Genomic DNA, 17,888 nt, shown 5'->3' with positions numbered 1-17,888 from the left:
TGCCGCCGAGGTGTTGCTCGTGCGATCGGTGATGGTGAAGGTGGTCGCAGGTGTCGGAACCGGTCCCGCAGGTTTCCGGGACGCAGCAGGTTCCCGCGGGGAGGGCCGCGGAACCGCCGTCGCCGCGGGAGATCGTGGCGATCGCGCACAACATGCGCTCGGCCCACAACGTCGGAGCGCTGCTGCGGACCGCCGACGTCTTCTCCCTGTCCACAGTGTACTGCACCGGTTACACCCCGTACCCGGAGCAGGACGACGACACGCGGACCCCCGGGCTGATCCACAAGCTCACGCACAAGATCCACAAATCGGCGCTCGGTGCGGAGCAGGTCGTGCCGTGCCGGTTCCACCCGGGCATCCCCGCGCTGCTGACCGAGCTGCGGGCGGCGGGGTTCACCATCGCCGGGCTCGAACGCGACGACCGCGCGGTGGCGCTCGACGAGTACGCACCGCCGCAGCGGGTGGCGCTGCTGCTCGGCGAGGAGACTTCCGGTATTCCGGACAAACTACGCAGCAGTTGCGACGTGCTGCTCGAAATCCCCCAGTTCGGCACGAAGGACTCGCTGAACGTCTCGGTGGCCGCCGGCATCGCGCTGCACCGCCTGCGGTGCGGGTGAGGCCGTGGCAGCGGCGTGATCGGATCGTGCATCCTGGGGCCGTCCGCAGTCCCCGCGAGGAGAGGATGGTCCCGTGGCCGCTGAGCCCGCCGCTCCCTCCGCCGTGCCCGTGTCCGCGCGCTGCACCGCCTACCTGCAGCTGCCCGGGGGGTGGTTCCTCAACAACGCGGGGTGGGTCCGGGGCGAGGACCGGACGCTGCTCGTGGACACCTGCGCCACCGAGGCGCGCTCGCGGCGGCTGCTCGCCGCGCTCCGCGCCGACGGCGGCGGGCTCCCGCTGACCGCAGCGCTCACGCACGCGCACGGCGACCACGCCAACGGCGCCGGACTCGTCGCCGCCGACGGCGGCGCGGTCGTGGCCACGCCGCCCGCGGCCGCGGAGGTCGGCGCGGGGCCGCACACCTTCCCGATGCTCGTCGACTACGACAACTGGGGCGCGATCGACCCGCCCGAGGTGATCGAACACCTCGACGGGCCCGTCGAACGGGACCTGGGCGGGGTGACCGCCCGCCTCGAACCCGTCCCGCAGCAGGCGCACACCGATGGCGACCTCGTCGTGGCGGTGCCGGGCGAGGGCGTCGTCTACGCCGGGGACCTGCTGTTCAACGGTGTGACACCGCTGGCCGCGTTCGCCTCCGTGCCGGGCTGGCTGCGGGCGCTGGAGTGGCTGGAGGGCTTCGGCGCCACGTGCCTCGTTCCCGGGCACGGGCCGATCCCGGAGGACCCCGCGACCCTGCTCGCCGACATGCGCGCCTACCTGCGGTGGCTGCTCGACGTGGCCGACGAGACCACCCCGGACTTCGCGGAGCTGGAGCAGCAGGCACGCGACGGCTGGCCCGGCTGGCACGACGCGGAACGGCACGCGGTGAACCTCCGCGTCGCCCACGCCCAGGTGCGCGCCCAGGAGGTGCCCGTCGACGAGCTCCTGAGCGCGCTGTCCCGGGCTGCCGGCGGCGCCATCCGGCCCCGGCTCGACCTGTGAGTCGCCCGGTCGGCTGATCCGGCCGGGGGGAGATCCCGGTTCGCCGCGCTCGGCGGGCTGAGCTGCGCGTTCCTCGTGCGCGAACCCGTCGGCGGACCGCCGTCGGCCGCGCTGGCGGCGGTCCGCGGCGAGCGGCGGAACAGCCGGTCCGCGCGGAGGTGGCAGTCGTGAGCGGCCCGTCAGGCAAGCGGCGCAGCCGCTTCTGCCCCACGCGCGCAGACCGACCCCACGGGGGTTCCCCCACTCGACCCGCTACACCGGCCAATCCGCGGACTCTCTCAGGCGGTGTGCTCGCGGACGGCCTTCTCGAGCACGTCCAGCCCCTCGGAGAGCAGCTCCTCGGGGATGACCAGCGGTGGCAGCAGCCGGATGACGTTGCCGTAGGTGCCGCAGGTGAGCACCACGACCCCCTGCTCGTGGCAGGTGGCGGCGATGCGCTTGGTCAGCTCGGGGTTCGGCTGCGTCGTTCCGGGTCGGACGAACTCGATGCCGATCATGGCCCCGCGGCCGCGCACGTCGAAGACCGCCTCGGTGTCCGCGGCCAGGGAGCGCAGCCGCTGACCGGCGAGCTCACCGATCGAGCGCGCGGCACCGGCCAGGTCCCGCTGCCGCATGGTCTCGATCGCGCCGAGCGCACCGGCGCAGGCCACCGGGTTGCCGCCGTAGGTCCCCCCGAGACTGCTGGCGGGCGAGGCGTCCATGACCTCCGCGCGGCCGGTGACCGCGGCCAGCGGCATCCCGCCCGCGATGCCCTTGGCCGTGGTGATCAGGTCCGGCACGACGTCCTCGTGCTCGCAGGCGAACCAGGAGCCGGTGCGGCAGAACCCGGTCTGGATCTCGTCGGCGATGAACAGCGCGCCGTTGTCGCGGCACCACTGCGCGATCGCGGGCAGGAACCCCGGCGCGGGCTCGATGAAACCGCCTTCGCCCTGGATGGGCTCGATGAGCACGGCGGCCACCTCGTCGGCGCCGAGCTGCGTGTTGACGCGGTCGAGGCACTCGGCGGCGATCTCCGCACCGTCGCGGCCGTCCCGCGCCGGGTACGACATCGGCACCCGGTGCACCTCGGGGGCGAACGGGCCGAACCCGTGCTTGTACGGCACGGACTTCGCGGTCAGCGCCATGGTGAGGTTGGTGCGGCCGTGGTAGGCGTGGTCGAACGCGACGACGGCCTGCCTGCCCGTGGCCTGGCGGGCGATCTTGACCGCGTTCTCCACCGCCTCGGCACCGGAGTTGAACAGCGCGCTGCGCTTGTCGTGCTCACCGGGCGTGACCGCGGCGAGCTCCTCGCAGACCCGCACGTAGTTCTCGTACGGGGTCACCATGAAGCAGGTGTGCGTGAACGCCGCCGCCTGCTGCTGCACCGACTCGACCACCTCGGGTGCCGCGCTGCCCACGTTGGTGACCGCGATGCCGGAGCCGAGGTCGATGAGCGTGTTGCCGTCGACGTCGTGCAGCAGCCCGTCCTCCGCGTCCTCGACGTAGACCGGCAGGATGCTGGACACGCCGCCCGCGACCGCGGCCGAACGGCGCTGCTGCAGCTCGCGCGACCGCGGTCCGGGGACCTCGGTGCGCAGTTTCCGCGTCTGGGACTTCGCGCTCGTCACTGGAATCCTCCTTGTCACCTGGTTCGCCCAGCGTCACCCCCGGTGCTGGTGAACGACAGGTGCCGCTGTGGTTATTTTCGATGGGAATCATCGCCAAAGTGGCAGGGGGGCGCATGTCGTCGACGCTGCGGAACCTCGTCGCGGACCCCGCGCTGGGCCTCACGATCCGCACCGGGACGCAGGCCTTGGACACCGCGGTGACCTGGGTGCACACCAGCGAACTGCCCGATCCCACCCCCTTCCTGGAGGGCGGGGAGCTGCTGCTGACCACGGGGATGCGGCTGGAGGATTCCGCGGCGTTCGTGGACCGCCTCGTCGACGCGGGCATCGCCGCGCTCGGCTTCGGCGTGGGCATCATCCACCGCACCGTCCCCGGCGGACTCGTCGACGCCGCCGCCCGCAGCGGCCTCCCCCTGGTGGAGGTGCCGCGCCGCACCCCGTTCATCGCCATCAGCAAAGCCGTGTCCCGCGCGGTCGCCGCCGCGGAGTACGCCGGTCTGCGCTGGACCAGCCAGGCCCAGCAGGAACTCGCCCACGCCGCGGGCCGGCAGCACGGACAGGCTGCGCTGGTGCGGAAGCTCGCCGAGCTGCTCGACGCCTGGGTGCTGCTGCTCGACGAGCGGGCCGGCGCCGTGCACGCCGCGCCGAGCGCCGCGCACGCCCGCGCGGAGCACCTGCACGGCGCGGTGGCCGACCTGCGCCGCAAGCAGGGACCGGCCGCCACGGGATTCGACCTCGGCGGCGACGAGGTGAGCATGCAGGTGCTCGGGCGGCAGGGGCGCGGCTACCTGGCGGTCGGTCGGGCGGAGCCGTTCAGCACGACCGATCAGCACGTGATCAACTCGGCGGCCTCGCTGCTGACGCTCGCGGTCGAGCAGGCCGCCGCGTTCGACGAGGCCCGCGCCCGGCTGTGCTCGACGACCCTGGAACTGCTGCTGCGCGGCCGACCGGTGGCCGACGTGCTGACCCGGCTGGGCGAGCAGCTCCCCGGCGAACCGTTCCACGTGGTCGTGGTCAGCGACCCCCGGCCGGCGGGCCTCCTCGCCCGGTGGGAGGCCGAGCGGCCGGTGGGCGCGGGCTTCCTCGCCACCCGCGGCGACACCGTCACCGGCCTCGTCGCCGCGGGTCCCGCGCTCGACTGGCTGACCGAGCGGCCCGAGGGCGCTGCCGGCGTGTCGGAGCCCTGCGACTACACGGCCCTGGAGGAGGGGCTGCGGCAGGCCGAGCACGCCCACCGCGCGGCAGGCGAGGGAAGCGCGGTCCACTTCGGCGAGCTGTCCGGAAGCGGGGTGCTCGACCTGCTGCCCGCGCCCGCGGCGCGGGGCTTCGCCGAGTCGTTGCTCGGCCCGCTGCGCGGGGACGAGGTGCTGCTGACCGCGCTGCGCGCGTGGCTGCAGCACCACGGTCAGTGGGACCCGGCGGCGAGCCGGCTCGGCGTCCACCGGCACACTCTGCGCAACCGGGTGCGGAAGGCGGGCCGGCTGCTCGGCCGCGACCTGGACCAGCCCGGTGCGCGTGCCGAACTCTGGTTCGCCCTCCAGATCCTCGACCGCTCGGACCGCTGAGGAGGCGCCGGTGCTCGTCGCAGAGCTGCTCGACGACCCAGAACTCGCCCTCGACGTGCGCGTGCGCGGCAACGTCGAGCGCCCCATCCGGTGGGTGCACACCATCGAGATCGACGTCCCGAGCCGGTTCCTCCGCGGCGGTGAGGTGGTGTTGACCGCGGGGGTGTGGCGCACCACCGGTCTGACGGCCGCGGAGTTCCTCGCCGACCTCGCCGCCGCCGACGTCGCGGCCGTCGGCTTCGGCCTGGTGCCCCCGGAACCGGTCGTGCCCGAGGAGTTCGTCGAAGCCGCCCGCCGGCACGGTCTGACCTGCTTCGTGGTGCCGGTGAGCGTGCCGTTCCTGCACATCGCCGAAACGTTCGTCAGCGCCAAGCGCGCCGAGTGGGAACGCCCGCTGCGCAGGCACCTGGCCCAGCAGGACGAGATCGTCGCCGCGCTGCGGGTGCGGCGCGGCGTGGAGGCGGTGCTGGACACGTTGACCGGCAAGCTCGGTGCTCCGGTGGCGGTGCGCGCCGCGGGCGGTCTCGTCACCGGAACCCAGCCGCAGTCGCGGCATCCGCTGCCGCTGATCGGGGAAGGCCTGGCCGATGCCGAGCTGCTGCTGCCGCGTCCGGTGGAGGAGCTGGACGTCGTCGAGCACGCGGCCGTCGTGCAGGCGATGCCGTTCATCGCCCTGGAGATCGAACGCAGCCGCGCCGTCCGGGCGACCGAACTGCGCTACGCGTGGGAGCTGTTCGAATGGGTGGCCAGCGGTGCGGCCGGGGCGGAGACGGTGCGCACCCGCCTGAGTTCGCTGGGGCTTCCCGCCGAGGGGCCGCTGGCCGCGCTCGTGGTCCGCACGGAGGAGCCCGCGGCGCACTCGGCGCGCCTCGGCGAGTTCCTCGGCACCGACGGCATCGCCGTGCAGCGGGGCGAGGAGGTGGTGGCCTTCGCCCGGGTCCGGGGCACCGCGGCCGAGCTGGCCCGCTCCGCGCACGCGGAGTTCGACCCGGCGGTGGTGCACCTCGGGGTGGGCAAGCCGGCCACCGCCGAGGAACTGCGCATCAGCCTGCTGCAGGCGAGCCGTGCCGCCGAGGCCGTGTCGTCGCGGTCCGCGGCCGGTTGGATGACGCACGACCAGCTGAGCAGCCCGGCGATGCTGCTGGAGGCGCAGGACCCGGACCTGCTGGGGGCCACGGCCCGCGCGCTGCTGGGGCCGGTGCTCGAGAACGACGAGCGGCGGGGCGGTGACCTTCTTGCTTCCCTGCGCGTGTTCCTCGACGAGGGCGGGCGGTGGCAGGAGGCGGCGCAGCGGCTGCACGTGCACATCAACACGCTGCGGCACCGCATCAGCAGGGTGGAGGAGCTCACGGGGCGCTCGGTGGCCCGCACCTCCGACCGCGTGGACCTGTACCTGGCGCTGCGCGCCCTGCGGCGGAGCTGAGGGCGGAGCGCGGGGCCGGGATCTGCTGGTTGTGCGATCCTCCAACATCACTCGTGTTTTTCGTCCGATCCGTGCGTGGATCCCCGGGAGTGACGCACCGCACGATGGCGGGGCGCCGCTCGGCGCGCGGCCCAGCAGCACGCGCACCCGTCAGGAACAGGAACCACCGCATGGCAGAACGCACGGCGTCGGCCGAACGCGTCGGCATCGAAACGCACGGTGTGGACACGATTCCGGAGGGCGACCGCACGGGGCGTCCGCGGGACATCGTCGGGATCCTGCTCGGGTCCAACATGTGCCTGGGCGTGGTGATCTTCGGGTGGTTGCCCGCCTCGTTCGGCCTGGGGTTCTGGGCGGCCGTCGGGTCCATGCTCTGCGGCACGGTGCTGGGCATCGTGCTCGTCGCCCCGCTGGGGTTGATCTCGCTGCACACCGGGACGAACCTGTCGACGAGCAGTGGAGCGACGTTCGGCGTGCGGGGACGGCTCGTCGGTTCGGTCATCGGTCTGCTGCTGTCGCTCGGCTACGCCGCGCTGACCGTGTGGACCGGGGGTGCGGCCGTGGTCGGGCCGCTGCACAGGATCCTCGGCCTGCCGGACAACGGGATCGCCTTCGGCGCGGTGTACTCGGTGCTGGCCGTGCTGTCGGTGCTCGCGGCGATCTTCGGCTACCAGCTGCTGACCCGGATGAGCAAGTGGGTCGCCGCGGGGACCGTGGTGCTCATGCTGCTCGGGCTGCTCGCCTACGCGGGGAAGTTCCAGACCGGTCCGGTCACCGACGGGTACCTGCTGGGGACGTTCTGGCGCACCTGGGCGCTGTCCGCAGTGGCCGCGGGGCTGAGCGGGCCGATGGCGTTCATCACGCTGCTCGGCGATTACAGCCGGTACGTGTCGCCGCGCCGCTACTCCTCCGCGCGGGTTTGCGGCAGCCTGTGCCTCGGAATGGCCCTGGGACTGCTGACTCCGCAGCTGTTCGGCACGTTCACCGCGTTCGCCTCCGGCGCCGCCGGTGACTACGTCGGTCCGCTGGTCGCTGCCGCGCCCCTGTGGTTCCTGCCGCCGCTGCTGCTCAGCGGGTTGTTCGGGACCGTCGGCAACGCCGGGGTGCTCATCTACAGCATGGGGCTGGACCTGGACGCGATCGTTCCCCCGCTGTCCCGCGTCGTGGCTACGACGTTGGTGTCCGCGCTGTCGACGGTCCTGGTGTTCCTCGGCTACTTCGTCTGGGACGCGCAGAACGCGGTGACCGCGTTCGTGCTGCTGCTCACCGCTGTCGGCACCCCGTGGGCCGTGGTCACGCTGTTCGGGTTCGCGCGCTGCCGGGGCGACTACGATTCCGAGTCGCTGCAGGTGTACAACCGACGTGCCACCGGCGGGCTCTACTGGTACGCGGCCGGCTGGAACCCCCGCGCCGTGCTCGCCTGGGCGATCGGCTCCGCGGCGGGCCTGCTGTCCGTGGACACCGCCCTGTACACGGGTCCGCTGCTGCGGCTGACCGGCGGCATCGACGTGAGCTTCCTCGTCGCCGCCACCGTCACCGCGGCGGCGTTCGGAGCGCTCACCCTCGGCCGACCGCACCCCCGGCCCCCGCGGGAGCAGCAGTCCGCCCGGCCGGTTCGGCAGACCGCGCACGTTTAGGGGGCCGCGGATCGGCCGGCGTCGTGGTCGGGTGGGGAACCTCCAGCGCCGCCCCGCTCCAGGACCCCGACATCGGTAGTCACACACATCCTCGTCCGCCGGGAGAGCGGGCGAGAGCACATGAGGAGTCAGGAGAACATGGAACACTACGACGTCGTCGTCATCGGAGCGGGGTTCTCCGGGTTGACGGCAGCGCGGGAGCTCGGCGAGTCCGGTCACAGCGTGCTGGTCCTGGAAGCGCGCGACCGCATCGGCGGCTCCACGTGGTACAAGCCCGCGGAGCTCGACGGCGCCGGGCTGGAGATGGGCGGTACCTGGATCGTGCCGCAGCAGACCCACGTGTGGCAGGAAGCGCGCCGCTACGGGATCGCCGTCGAGGACAGCGAGCTCCCGGCGCGGATGACGTGGTCGGACCGCGGGGAGGTGCTGGACACCCTGCTGCCCGTGCGGGCCGAGGAGTACCCGGCGCTGGAGCGCGCCGTCTCCGCGCTGGTCGAGGCCGCCGGCCGCATCGACCCGCTGCGGCCGCTGTCCGAACAGGACCTCGCCGACCTGGACGTGCCGATCGAGCAGTGGGCCACCGAGGCCGGGCTGACCGGCAACGCCAGGGAACTGATGATCTCGTGGTTCTGCGGTTGCGCCAACGCCAGCGAGCGCACCGGTTCGGCGCTGGACGTCATCCGCTGGTGCGCGTCCATGGACGCGTCCTTGTGGGGCATGGTCCAGGCCAGCGTGCTCGGGTACACGTTCGTCGACGGGACCGCGTCGCTGGCGCGGGCGATCCTGGACGACAGCCGCGCCGCGCTCCGCCTGTCCACCCCGGTCCAGCGCGTCGAGTCCGATGGCACCGGTGTGGTGGTCACTTCCCGGGAGGGCAGCGTGCGCGCCGAGCGCGCCCTGGTCACCACGCCGGTCGGCGTGTGGCAGGACATCGAGTTCGTCCCCGCGCTGTCGCCGGAGAAGAGCGCGATCTCGCGGGAGAACCACGCTGGGCAGGGGCAGAAGGTCTGGGCGCTGGCCCGCAACGTCCCCGAGGACATCAGCGGATTCGGGTGGGGCACGTCCTTCGACTACGTCGGCGCGATGAAGACCACCGGCAGCGGTGTGGTGCTGGTGTGCTTCGCCCCGGAGCACGACCGCGTCGATCCCGCGGACCTCGCCGACGTGCAGCGCGCCGTGCGGGAGTTCGCCCCGGAGGCGGAGGTGCTCGACGCGCGGGCGCACGACTGGGTCCACGACCCGTACTCGAAGGGGACCTGGGCCACTTTCCGCGCGGGGCAGTTCGCCGCGTACGAAACCGCCGTGGGAGAGCCGGAGGGGCGGGTGCACTTCGGCGGCTCGCACACCGCCCGCCGCTGGCGCGCCTTCATCGACGGCGCGATCGAGTCCGGCAAGCGCGCGGCCGAGGAGATCCGCAGCGCTCCGTGAACCCGCGCACCGCTGGGACCGCTTTCCAGGTTGGAGACCGTTTTCTAGGTGGAGGAGCACATGAACGACCCGATCGGACCGGTCGATTCCACGCGCATCCCGCGCTACGGGGGTGACACGACGTTCGCCCGGCTGCCCCGGTACGCCGAGGTGCCCGACGCCGACCTGCTGCTGTGGGGCGTGCCGTTCGACACCGGGGTCAGCTACCGCCCCGGGGCCCGCTTCGGCCCCAACCACGTGCGGCAGAGCTCCCGGTTGCTGCGGCCGTACAACCCGGCCACCGGCGACGAGCCGTTCGCCCGGCGCCAGGTCGCCGACGCCGGCGACTTCGGGGTGAACCCGTTCGACATCACCGAGGCCATCGGCACGATCGAGTCCACCGCGCGGGAGCTGTCCGGCACGCGGCGCACGCTCGTGACCGTCGGCGGGGACCACACGATCGCGCTGCCGCTGCTGCGGGTGCAGCACGAGCGGCACGGTCCGGTCGCCGTGCTGCACTTCGACGCCCACCTCGACACCTGGGACACCTACTTCGGCGCGCCGTACACGCACGGCACCCCGTTCCGCCGGGCCTCCGAGGAGGGACTGGTCGACTTCGAGCACTCGATGCACGTCGGCCTGCGCGGACCGCTGTACTCCAAGCTGGACCTCGACGAGAGCGAACGCCTCGGCTTCGCCGCGGTGCACAGCCGCGAGTTCGCCCGCACGCCGGTGGACACGATCATCGACCGCATCCGCACCCGGCTCGGCACCCGGCCGATCTACCTGTCGATCGACATCGACGTGCTCGACCCGGCGTTCGCGCCCGGCACCGGAACCCCGGAGGCCGGTGGGCTGTCCAGCCGGGAACTGCTGGAGATCGTGCGCGGGCTGTCCGACCTGAACGTGGTGGGAGCCGACCTCGTGGAAGTGGCCCCGGCCTACGACCACGCCGAGATCACCGGAATCGCCGCCGCGCACGTCATCTACGACATGCTGAGCATCCTTCCCGGAGGCCACTGATGCGCCACGTCCGCAACATCATCGACGGGGAACGGGTGGACGCCGAAAGCGGCGTCACCGGCGAACTGGTCGACCCCTGCACCGGAAAGACCTTCGCGAGCGCACCGGTCTCCGCCGCGGCGGACGTGGACGCCGCCTACCGCGCGGCCGGGCGGGCGTTCGAGCAGTGGCGCGCGACGACGCCGGCGCACCGGCAGCGCGCCCTGCTGCGGCTGGCCGACGAGCTGGAACGCCGCACCGAGGAGTTCGTCGCCGCCGAGGTGGAGAACACCGGCAAACCGGTCGCCGCCGCGCGCAGCGAGGAGGTCGAGGCCTCCGTCGACCAGATCCGGTTCTTCGCCGGGGCGGCGCGGACGCTCGAAGGCGCGGCGGCCGCCGAGTACGCCCCGGGGCACACCTCGTACGTGCGTCGCGAGCCGGTCGGCGTGATCGGGCAGGTGGCCCCGTGGAACTACCCGCTCATGATGGCGGTGTGGAAGATCGCCCCCGCCGTCGCTGCGGGCAACACCGTGGTGCTCAAACCCGCCGACACGACCCCGGTCAGCGCCGCGCTGCTCGGTGAGCTGGCCGCCGACGCGCTCGGTCCGGGCGTGCTCAACGTGGTCTGCGGCGACCGGGAGACCGGTCGGCTCGTGACGACCCACCCGGCCTCGCGGATGGTGGCGATCACCGGTTCCACGCGGGCCGGGCGCCAGGTGGCCGAAGCCGCGGCCACCGACCTGAAGCGCGTCCACCTGGAACTGGGCGGCAAGGCGCCGGCCGTGGTGTTCGAGGACGCGGACCTGCAGGCGGCCGCGGACGGGATCGCCGACGCGGGGACGTTCAACGCCGGGCAGGACTGCACCGCGGCCACCCGGGTGCTGGTGGCCGACTCGGTCGCCGAGCGGTTCACGGCGATGCTGGCCGAGCGGGTGCGCGAGCGCCGGTGCGGACCGCCCTCCGATGTGGACGCCGCGTGCGGACCGCTGAACAACGAGGGGCAGCTGCGGCGCGTGCAGGAGGTGGTCCAGCGGCTTCCCGCGCACGCGCGGGTCCTCGCGGGCGGGCACCGCGTGGGCGAGGAGGGCTGCTTCTTCGCACCGACCCTCGTCGACGGGGTGAACCAGGACGACGAGGCGGTGCAGGAGGAGATCTTCGGTCCGGTGCTCACGCTGCAGCGCTTCCGCACCGAGGACGAGGCCCTGCGGATGGCCAACGGGGTCGACTACGCGCTCGCCTCCAGCGTGTGGACCCGCGACCACGCGCGGGCGCAGCGCGCGACGGCCGCGCTGGACTTCGGGTGCGTGTGGGTGAACACGCACATGGTGCTGGTGGCGGAGATGCCGCACGGCGGGTTCAAGCACTCCGGCTACGGCAAGGACCTCTCCCAGTACGGCTTCGACGACTACACCCGGGTCAAGCACGTGATGCACAGCTTGGACTGACCCCGCACCGCGTGCCGATCTGTCCAATCGCGCCGGGAGCGCTGTCCGGATCGGCGATGCCGAGGTGCGGTGGTGAGCGCATACGGTCGGCACGACACCGTGAGACAGGAGGAACCGATGCCACCGGTCACCGGATACTGGGTCGCCGGGGAGCGGGTGACCACCGACGCGTCGTTCGAGGTGCGCCATCCCTACGACGGATCGCTCGTGGCCGCCGTCTGCTACGCCGACGACACCGACGTGGACAAGGCAGTGGCCGCGGCGGAGGGGGTGCGGCACGAGTTCGCCGCCCTCCCGGCGCGCGTCCGCGCGTCCGCGCTGGACCACGTGCACCGCCGGATCGCGGAGCGGGCCGAGGAGTTCGCGCAGCTGATCACCGCGGAGAACGGCAAGCCGATCAGCTGGTCCCGCGCCGAGGTCGGGCGCGCCGCGTCGACGTTCCGCTGGGCGGCGGAGGAGGCCCGCCGCTGGTCGGGCGAGGTGCAGCGGCTGGACACCGACGCGTCGGCGGACGGCCGCATGGCCTGGGTGCGGCGAGTGCCGCGCGGTCCCGTGCTGGGCATCGCGCCGTTCAACTTCCCGCTGAACCTCGTGGCGCACAAGGTCGCGCCCGCGCTGGCCGTCGGCGCACCGATGGTGCTGAAGCCGGCTCCGAAGACGCCGCTGTCATCGCTGCTGCTCGGCGAGATCCTCGCCGAGACCGATCTGCCCGCGGGGGCGTGGTCGGTGCTGACCACCACCGACGCCAAGGCGCCGGAACTCGTCGCCGACCCGCGGCTGCCGGTCGTGTCGTTCACCGGTTCCGGGCCGGTCGGCTGGTCGATCCGGGACGCGGCCCCGCGCAAGCACGTCACGCTGGAGCTGGGTGGCAACGCGGCCGCGATCGTCGCGGCCGACTGCCCCGACCTCGACCGCGCCGCCGACCGCATCGCCACCTTCGCGATGTACCAGGCGGGGCAGTCCTGCATCGGCGTGCAGCGCGTCTACGCCGAGCGCTCCGCGTACGACGAGCTGCTGTCCCGGATCGCCGGCAAGGTCGAGCAGCTCGGCACGGGTGATCCGGCCGACGAGGCGACCCGGGTGGGTCCGCTGATCAACGAGGAGGCCGCCGCTCGGGTCGAGCAGTGGGTGGCCGAGGCGGTGGACTCCGGGGCGCGCGTGGTCACCGGGGGCGAGCGCACCGGGGCGACCTATGCGCCGACGGTGCTCGTCGACGTGCCCGAGAACGCCCGCGTGTCCTGCGAGGAGGTGTTCGGCCCGGTGCTCGTGGTCAGCCCGGTGGACTCGCCGGACGAGGCCTTCGAGCGGGTCAACGACTCCCGCTACGGCCTGCAGGCCGGGGTGTTCACCAACGACCTGAACCTGGCCTTCCGCGCTTCGGCGGAATTGGAGGTCGGCGGGGTGATCGTGGGCGATGTGCCGAGCTTCCGCGCCGACCAGATGCCCTACGGAGGGGTCAAGGAGTCGGGGACCGGCCGCGAGGGCGTGCACGCGGCCATGACCGATCTCACCGAGGAGCGGGTGACCGTGTTCACCGGCGTCACCCCGTGACGAAATCCCGGGGTGCGGAGGTTCCCCGGGAACGTCCGCACCCCGGGATTCGGCGGCTGGTCAGAGGCGGTCCTGCGGGAGGACCTGGACCTCGTCGCCGGGTTGCAGCCCGTCGAAGAACCGCTGGGAAGCGGTGGTGGACAGGTGGAGGCAGCCGTTCGACCGCTCCTGCAGGCTGCCCTCGTGGAACGCGATGCCGGTCGTGGTGAAGAACACCGAGTTCGGCATCGGGGCGTCGAACTCGCCGCTGTGGTGGTCGGCGTCCTTCCACTGCACCCGGAACGTCCCCGGCGGGGTCTCCGCGCCGGGCTTGCCGGAGGTCAGCGGCACGGGGCCGTAGGTGGTGCTGCCGTCCTGCTGCAACCACGCCTGTTGCGTGGCCAGGTCGACGCAGGCCCGGGCGGAGGGCTCGCAGGGGCTCGGGCTGCCGCCGGTGGCCTGCGCGGTCACGGCACCGCCGAGCAGGCCACCCGCGACGAGCGCGCTCAGCCCCAGGGCGGAGCTCTTCCTGATCCTCATCGACTCACTCCCTCGCGCGTCATGCTCTCGTGCCCCCGATACCGCAACGGTGACACGTTCGTGTGACGCATGAGCGCGGGGAGGAGTTGCGCCGCCGGCCGCTGCTGCGCGGCGCGATCTTCCGCGGCATCACGCGCCCGGCAGCGGCCACCGCTGCCGGACGCGTGCCGGCGGGGGCGTCACCAGCCTCGTTCGCGCCACTCGGGCAGTTTGGGGCGCTCGGCCCCGAGGGTGGAGTCGTCGCCGTGGCCCGGGTAGAACCACGTCTCGTCCGGCAGGACCGCGAAGACGCGGTCCTGCACGTCGCCGAGCAGCGACGCGAAGTTCTCCGGCGAGGTGGTCTTGCCGACCCCGCCGGGGAACAGGGAATCGCCGGTGAACAGGTGCGGGTGCCCGTGCGGATCCCGGTACAGCAGCGCGATCGACCCCGGCGTGTGCCCGCGGAGGTGGATGACCTCCAGCTGGCAGTCGCCCACGCTGAGCACGTCCCCGTGCTCCACCAGGTGGTCCGGCGGGACCGGCAGCCCCGCGGCGTCGTCCGGGTGGGCCGCCGTGTAGGAGCCCGTCTGCCCGGACACCGCGGGCAGCGCCTGCCAGTGATCGCCGTGCTGGTGCGTGGTGGCGATCGTGCGCAGCCGCGGTCGTTCGTCGTCGTGCCCGAGCAGGTCGACCAGCCGCTCCGAGTCGTTGGCCGCGTCGATCAGCAGGGCGTCGCCGGTGTTGCGGCACACCAGCAGGTAGGCGTTGTTGTCCATCGGCCCGACCGAGATCTTGGTGATGCTCAGGTCGGTGAGCTGGTGGCGAGCCGGGTCTCCGCCCGGCTGCACGTGTCCGTCGTAATCCTCTCGAACCTGCACGCCCGGAGCCTATCCGGCCGTGAGGTCCGGTTCACACCGGCGGGATTCGGGCGGGGCGGTGCTGCGCGCGGGGCGCGTCACGGTGCGTGTCGGCTCCGCTGCGCGGAAGCGTATCGTCGGGCCTGGCACGCGCGCGGGGCCTCCGTCCCCGTCCGCTCGCGGGCGGGCCGACAGCGGGGACTGTCGGGGGCGCCCCCTAGCATGGTCCGCGCGGGGCATGGTTCGCGCAGGCGACGACGGCCGTCCGGTTCGCTGCGGGACCGGCTGACCGCCGGCAGGTGGCCGGTGCGGTGCGGCCCCGGCCGCGCGGCTCGCCAACGACAGGATTTCGGCGAAAGGATCACAGTGGCTGACCGCCTTGTTGTCCGCGGCGCTCGGGAACACAACCTGCGCGGGGTCGACGTCGATCTGCCCCGGGACAGCCTGATCGTGTTCACCGGGCTGTCCGGGTCCGGAAAGTCCAGCCTGGCGTTCGACACGATCTTCGCCGAGGGGCAGCGCCGCTACGTCGAATCGCTGTCCGCCTACGCGCGGCAGTTCCTCGGCCAGATGGACAAGCCCGACGTGGAGTTCATCGAGGGCCTGTCCCCGGCCGTGTCGATCGACCAGAAGTCGACCAGCCACAACCCCCGGTCGACGGTGGGCACGATCACCGAGGTCTACGACTACCTGCGCCTGCTCTTCGCCCGCGCCGGCACGCCGCACTGCCCCACCTGCGGCGAGGTGATCAGCAAGCAGACGCCGCAGCAGATCGTCGACCAGGTGCTCGGCATGCCGGAGCGCACCCGCTTCCAGGTGCTGGCGCCGGTGGTGCGCGGACGCAAGGGCGAGTACGTCGACCTGTTCGAGCAGCTGCGCACCGGCGGGTACGCGCGCGTGCGCGTCGACGGGCAGATCCACTCGCTCGACGAACCGCCGAAGCTGAAGAAGCAGGAGAAGCACGACATCGCGGTGGTCGTCGACCGGCTCACCGTCAAGGCAGGGGCGAAGCAGCGCATGACCGACTCGGTCGAGACGGCGCTGCGCCTGGCCGACGGTCTGGTCGTGCTCGAGTTCGTCGACGCCGACGAGGGCGACGCGGCGCGCGAGCGCCGGTTCTCCGAGCACCTCGCCTGCCCGAACGGCCACGAGCTCGGGGTGGACGAGCTGGAACCCCGCTCGTTCTCGTTCAACTCCCCGTACGGCGCGTGCCCGGACTGCGCCGGCCTGGGCTTCCGCAAGGAGGTGGACCCGGAGCTGGTCGTGCCCGACGAGGACCTCTCCCTGGAGGAGGGCGCGGTCGCGCCGTGGGCCAGCGGCCCTCCCGCCGAGTACTTCACCCGGCTGCTCAAGGGGCTGTCGGAGGCGATCGGCTTCCGGATGGACGCACCGTGGCGGCAGCTGCCCACGAAGGCCAAGAAGGCGGTGCTGCACGGAAGCAACGAGCAGGTGCACGTGCGCTACCGCAACCGCTACGGCCGCACGCGCTCGTACTACGCCTCGTTCGAAGGCGTGATCCCGTTCCTGGAGCGGCGGCTCGAGCAGACCGAGTCGGACTACGCGCGGGAGAAGTGGGAGGGCTACATGCGCGACGTGCCCTGCCCCTCCTGCGACGGCGCCCGGCTCAAGCCCGAGATCCTCGCGGTGACGCTGGAGGGGGCCGAGTACGGGCAGCTGTCGATCGCGCAGGTGGCCAACCTGAGCGTGCAGGAGTGCTCCCGGTTCCTGCGCGGGATGGTGCTGGGCGAGCGCGAGCAGATGATCGCCGGCCGGGTGCTCAAGGAGATGCAGGCGCGCCTGGGGTTCCTGCTCGACGTCGGCCTGGACTACCTGACCCTGGACCGCGCCGCGGGCACGCTCTCCGGCGGTGAGGCCCAGCGCATCCGGTTGGCCACGCAGATCGGTTCGGGACTGGTCGGGGTGCTCTACGTGCTCGACGAGCCCTCGATCGGGCTGCACCAGCGCGACAACCACCGGCTGCTCGAAACCCTGTCCCGGCTGCGGGACCTGGGCAACACGCTCATCGTCGTCGAGCACGACGAGGACACCGTCCGCAGCGCCGACTGGGTCGTCGACATCGGCCCGGGTGCGGGCGAGCACGGTGGCCAGGTGGTCCACAGCGGCCCCGTCAAGGAGCTCCTGGACGAGGAGGGCTCGCTGACGGCCGACTACCTGACGCGGCGCAAGGAGATCCCCGTTCCCGAGCTGCGCCGGCCGCGGGACAAGAAGAAGCAGCTCACCGTGGTGGGCGCGCGGGAGAACAACCTCCGCAAGCTCGACGTCTCCTTCCCCCTGGGCACGTTCATCGGTGTGACCGGCGTCTCCGGATCGGGCAAGTCCACACTGGTCAACGACGTGATGGCCGCGGCGCTGGCCAACAAGCTCAACGGGGCCCGCCAGGTCCCCGGGCGGCACACGCGGATCAGGGGGCTGGAGCACGTCGACAAGCTGGTGCAGGTGGACCAGTCGCCGATCGGGCGCACCCCGCGGTCCAACCCGGCCACCTACACCGGCGTGTTCGACCGCATCCGGAAGCTGTTCGCGGCGACCACGGAGGCCAAGGTCCGCGGGTACCAGCCGGGCCGGTTCTCCTTCAACGTCAAGGGCGGCCGGTGCGAGGCGTGCGCGGGCGAGGGCACGCTCAAGATCGAGATGAACTTCCTGCCCGACGTGTTCGTGCCCTGCGAGGTGTGCAAGGGGGCCCGGTACAACCGGGAGACCCTCGAGGTGCACTACAAGGGCAAGTCCATCGCGGAAGTGCTGGACATGCCGATCGAGGAGGCCGCTGAGTTCTTCGAGCCGATCACCGCCGTGCACCGGTACCTGCAGACCCTCGTGGACGTGGGGCTGGGGTACGTGCGGCTGGGGCAGCCCGCCCCCACCCTCTCCGGCGGTGAGGCCCAGCGCGTCAAGCTCGCCAGCGAACTGCAGAAGCGCTCGACCGGCCAGACCGTGTACATCCTGGACGAACCCACCACCGGGTTGCACTTCGAGGACATCCGCAAGTTGCTCGGTGTCGTGCACGGCCTCGTGGAGAAGGGCAACACGGTCATCGTCATCGAGCACAACCTCGACATCCTCAAAACGGCCGACTGGATCCTCGACCTCGGCCCCGAGGGCGGTGCTGCCGGCGGGGGCGTCGTCGCCGAGGGCACTCCGGAGGACGTGGCCGAGGTGGAGGAGAGCCACACCGGCAGGTTCCTGCGCCCGGTCCTCGGCCAGTAGGGCTTCGTCGGGTCGTCGTGCGCGGGTCCCGTTGCCCAGGTGGTACATCGACGCTGCCGCCTCGGGACGAGC

General features: G+C 72.5%; 13 protein-coding genes. 10 read left to right on the top strand and 3 right to left on the bottom strand.

Annotated elements, in window-relative coordinates; genetic code table 11:
• Positions 1-50 precede the first annotated feature (50 nt).
• Both ACVGV0_RS13245 and ACVGV0_RS13240 read left to right on the top strand, forming a co-directional pair.
• Entirely contained in the window at positions 51-617 is a 567-nt protein-coding gene (locus tag ACVGV0_RS13245; protein ID WP_459155975.1) for a TrmH family RNA methyltransferase, read from the top strand.
• Positions 618-690: 73 nt separating this feature from the next.
• Positions 691-1,599: an MBL fold metallo-hydrolase gene (locus ACVGV0_RS13240; protein WP_459155974.1), complete on the top strand. Its 909-nt coding sequence runs from the start codon at positions 691-693 to the stop codon at positions 1,597-1,599.
• 278 nt (positions 1,600-1,877) lie between these two features.
• Here ACVGV0_RS13240 and gabT read toward each other — a convergent pair whose 3' ends face one another.
• Positions 1,878-3,206: a 4-aminobutyrate--2-oxoglutarate transaminase gene (gabT, locus tag ACVGV0_RS13235; protein ID WP_459155973.1), complete on the bottom strand. Its 1,329-nt coding sequence runs from the start codon at positions 3,204-3,206 to the stop codon at positions 1,878-1,880.
• A gap of 80 nt (positions 3,207-3,286) precedes the next feature.
• Here gabT and ACVGV0_RS13230 point away from each other — a divergent pair, with 80 nt between their 5' ends.
• The 7 genes from ACVGV0_RS13230 to ACVGV0_RS13200 all read left to right on the top strand — a co-directional run bounded on the left by ACVGV0_RS13230 (position 3,287) and on the right by ACVGV0_RS13200 (position 13,236).
• Positions 3,287-4,771: a PucR family transcriptional regulator gene (locus ACVGV0_RS13230; RefSeq protein ID WP_459155972.1), complete on the top strand. Its 1,485-nt coding sequence runs from the start codon at positions 3,287-3,289 to the stop codon at positions 4,769-4,771.
• Positions 4,772-4,781: 10 nt separating this feature from the next.
• Complete coding sequence (locus ACVGV0_RS13225; RefSeq protein WP_459155971.1) at positions 4,782-6,194, top strand: helix-turn-helix domain-containing protein; 1,413 nt, start codon at positions 4,782-4,784, stop codon at positions 6,192-6,194.
• A 170-nt stretch (positions 6,195-6,364) separates the two neighbouring features.
• Positions 6,365-7,831 (top strand): purine-cytosine permease family protein, encoded by a 1,467-nt coding sequence (locus ACVGV0_RS13220; protein ID WP_459155970.1) that lies wholly within the window; start codon positions 6,365-6,367, stop codon positions 7,829-7,831.
• Positions 7,832-7,951: 120 nt separating this feature from the next.
• Positions 7,952-9,259 carry a flavin monoamine oxidase family protein gene (locus ACVGV0_RS13215; RefSeq protein ID WP_459155969.1) on the top strand — a complete coding sequence of 436 codons (1,308 nt, stop codon included), beginning with the start codon at positions 7,952-7,954 and terminating at the stop codon, positions 9,257-9,259.
• Between the two features lie 60 nt (positions 9,260-9,319).
• Entirely contained in the window at positions 9,320-10,261 is a 942-nt protein-coding gene (gene speB, locus ACVGV0_RS13210) for an agmatinase (RefSeq protein WP_459155968.1), read from the top strand.
• Complete coding sequence (locus ACVGV0_RS13205; protein ID WP_459155967.1) at positions 10,261-11,685, top strand: aminobutyraldehyde dehydrogenase; 1,425 nt, start codon at positions 10,261-10,263, stop codon at positions 11,683-11,685. The genes speB and ACVGV0_RS13205 overlap by 1 nt, the downstream gene beginning before the upstream one ends.
• 117 nt (positions 11,686-11,802) lie before the next feature.
• Positions 11,803-13,236: an aldehyde dehydrogenase family protein gene (locus ACVGV0_RS13200; protein WP_459155966.1), complete on the top strand. Its 1,434-nt coding sequence runs from the start codon at positions 11,803-11,805 to the stop codon at positions 13,234-13,236.
• A 60-nt stretch (positions 13,237-13,296) separates the two neighbouring features.
• Here ACVGV0_RS13200 and ACVGV0_RS13195 read toward each other — a convergent pair whose 3' ends face one another.
• Together ACVGV0_RS13195 and ACVGV0_RS13190 are read right to left on the bottom strand one after the other, a co-directional pair.
• Entirely contained in the window at positions 13,297-13,755 is a 459-nt protein-coding gene (locus ACVGV0_RS13195; RefSeq protein WP_459155965.1) for a L,D-transpeptidase, read from the bottom strand.
• A gap of 179 nt (positions 13,756-13,934) precedes the next feature.
• Complete coding sequence (locus ACVGV0_RS13190) at positions 13,935-14,612, bottom strand: MBL fold metallo-hydrolase (protein ID WP_459155964.1); 678 nt, start codon at positions 14,610-14,612, stop codon at positions 13,935-13,937.
• 345 nt (positions 14,613-14,957) lie between these two features.
• Between ACVGV0_RS13190 and uvrA the strand changes: the two genes are divergently transcribed.
• The gene (gene uvrA, locus ACVGV0_RS13185; protein ID WP_459155963.1) at positions 14,958-17,816 is read left to right on the top strand and encodes an excinuclease ABC subunit UvrA; all 2,859 of its coding nucleotides are present in this window, start codon (positions 14,958-14,960) and stop codon (positions 17,814-17,816) included.
• The last annotated feature ends 72 nt before the right edge of the window (positions 17,817-17,888 follow it).

The sequence above is a fragment of the Salinifilum ghardaiensis genome (assembly GCF_054491345.1).
The sequence above is the reverse complement of the archived record's forward strand: the minus strand, read 5'-3'. Positions and strand labels throughout refer to the sequence as shown.

Coding starts and splice junctions, on each gene's coding strand:
- ACVGV0_RS13230 (WP_459155972.1), top strand. CDS start 3,287: ATGGGAATCATCGCCAAAGTGGCAGGGGGGCGCATGTCGTCGACGCTG.
- ACVGV0_RS13220 (WP_459155970.1), top strand. CDS start 6,365: ATGGCAGAACGCACGGCGTCGGCCGAACGCGTCGGCATCGAAACGCAC.
- ACVGV0_RS13215 (WP_459155969.1), top strand. CDS start 7,952: ATGAGGAGTCAGGAGAACATGGAACACTACGACGTCGTCGTCATCGGA.
- speB (WP_459155968.1), top strand. CDS start 9,320: ATGAACGACCCGATCGGACCGGTCGATTCCACGCGCATCCCGCGCTAC.
- ACVGV0_RS13205 (WP_459155967.1), top strand. CDS start 10,261: ATGCGCCACGTCCGCAACATCATCGACGGGGAACGGGTGGACGCCGAA.
- ACVGV0_RS13200 (WP_459155966.1), top strand. CDS start 11,803: ATGCCACCGGTCACCGGATACTGGGTCGCCGGGGAGCGGGTGACCACC.
- ACVGV0_RS13195 (WP_459155965.1), bottom strand. CDS start 13,755: ATGAGGATCAGGAAGAGCTCCGCCCTGGGGCTGAGCGCGCTCGTCGCG.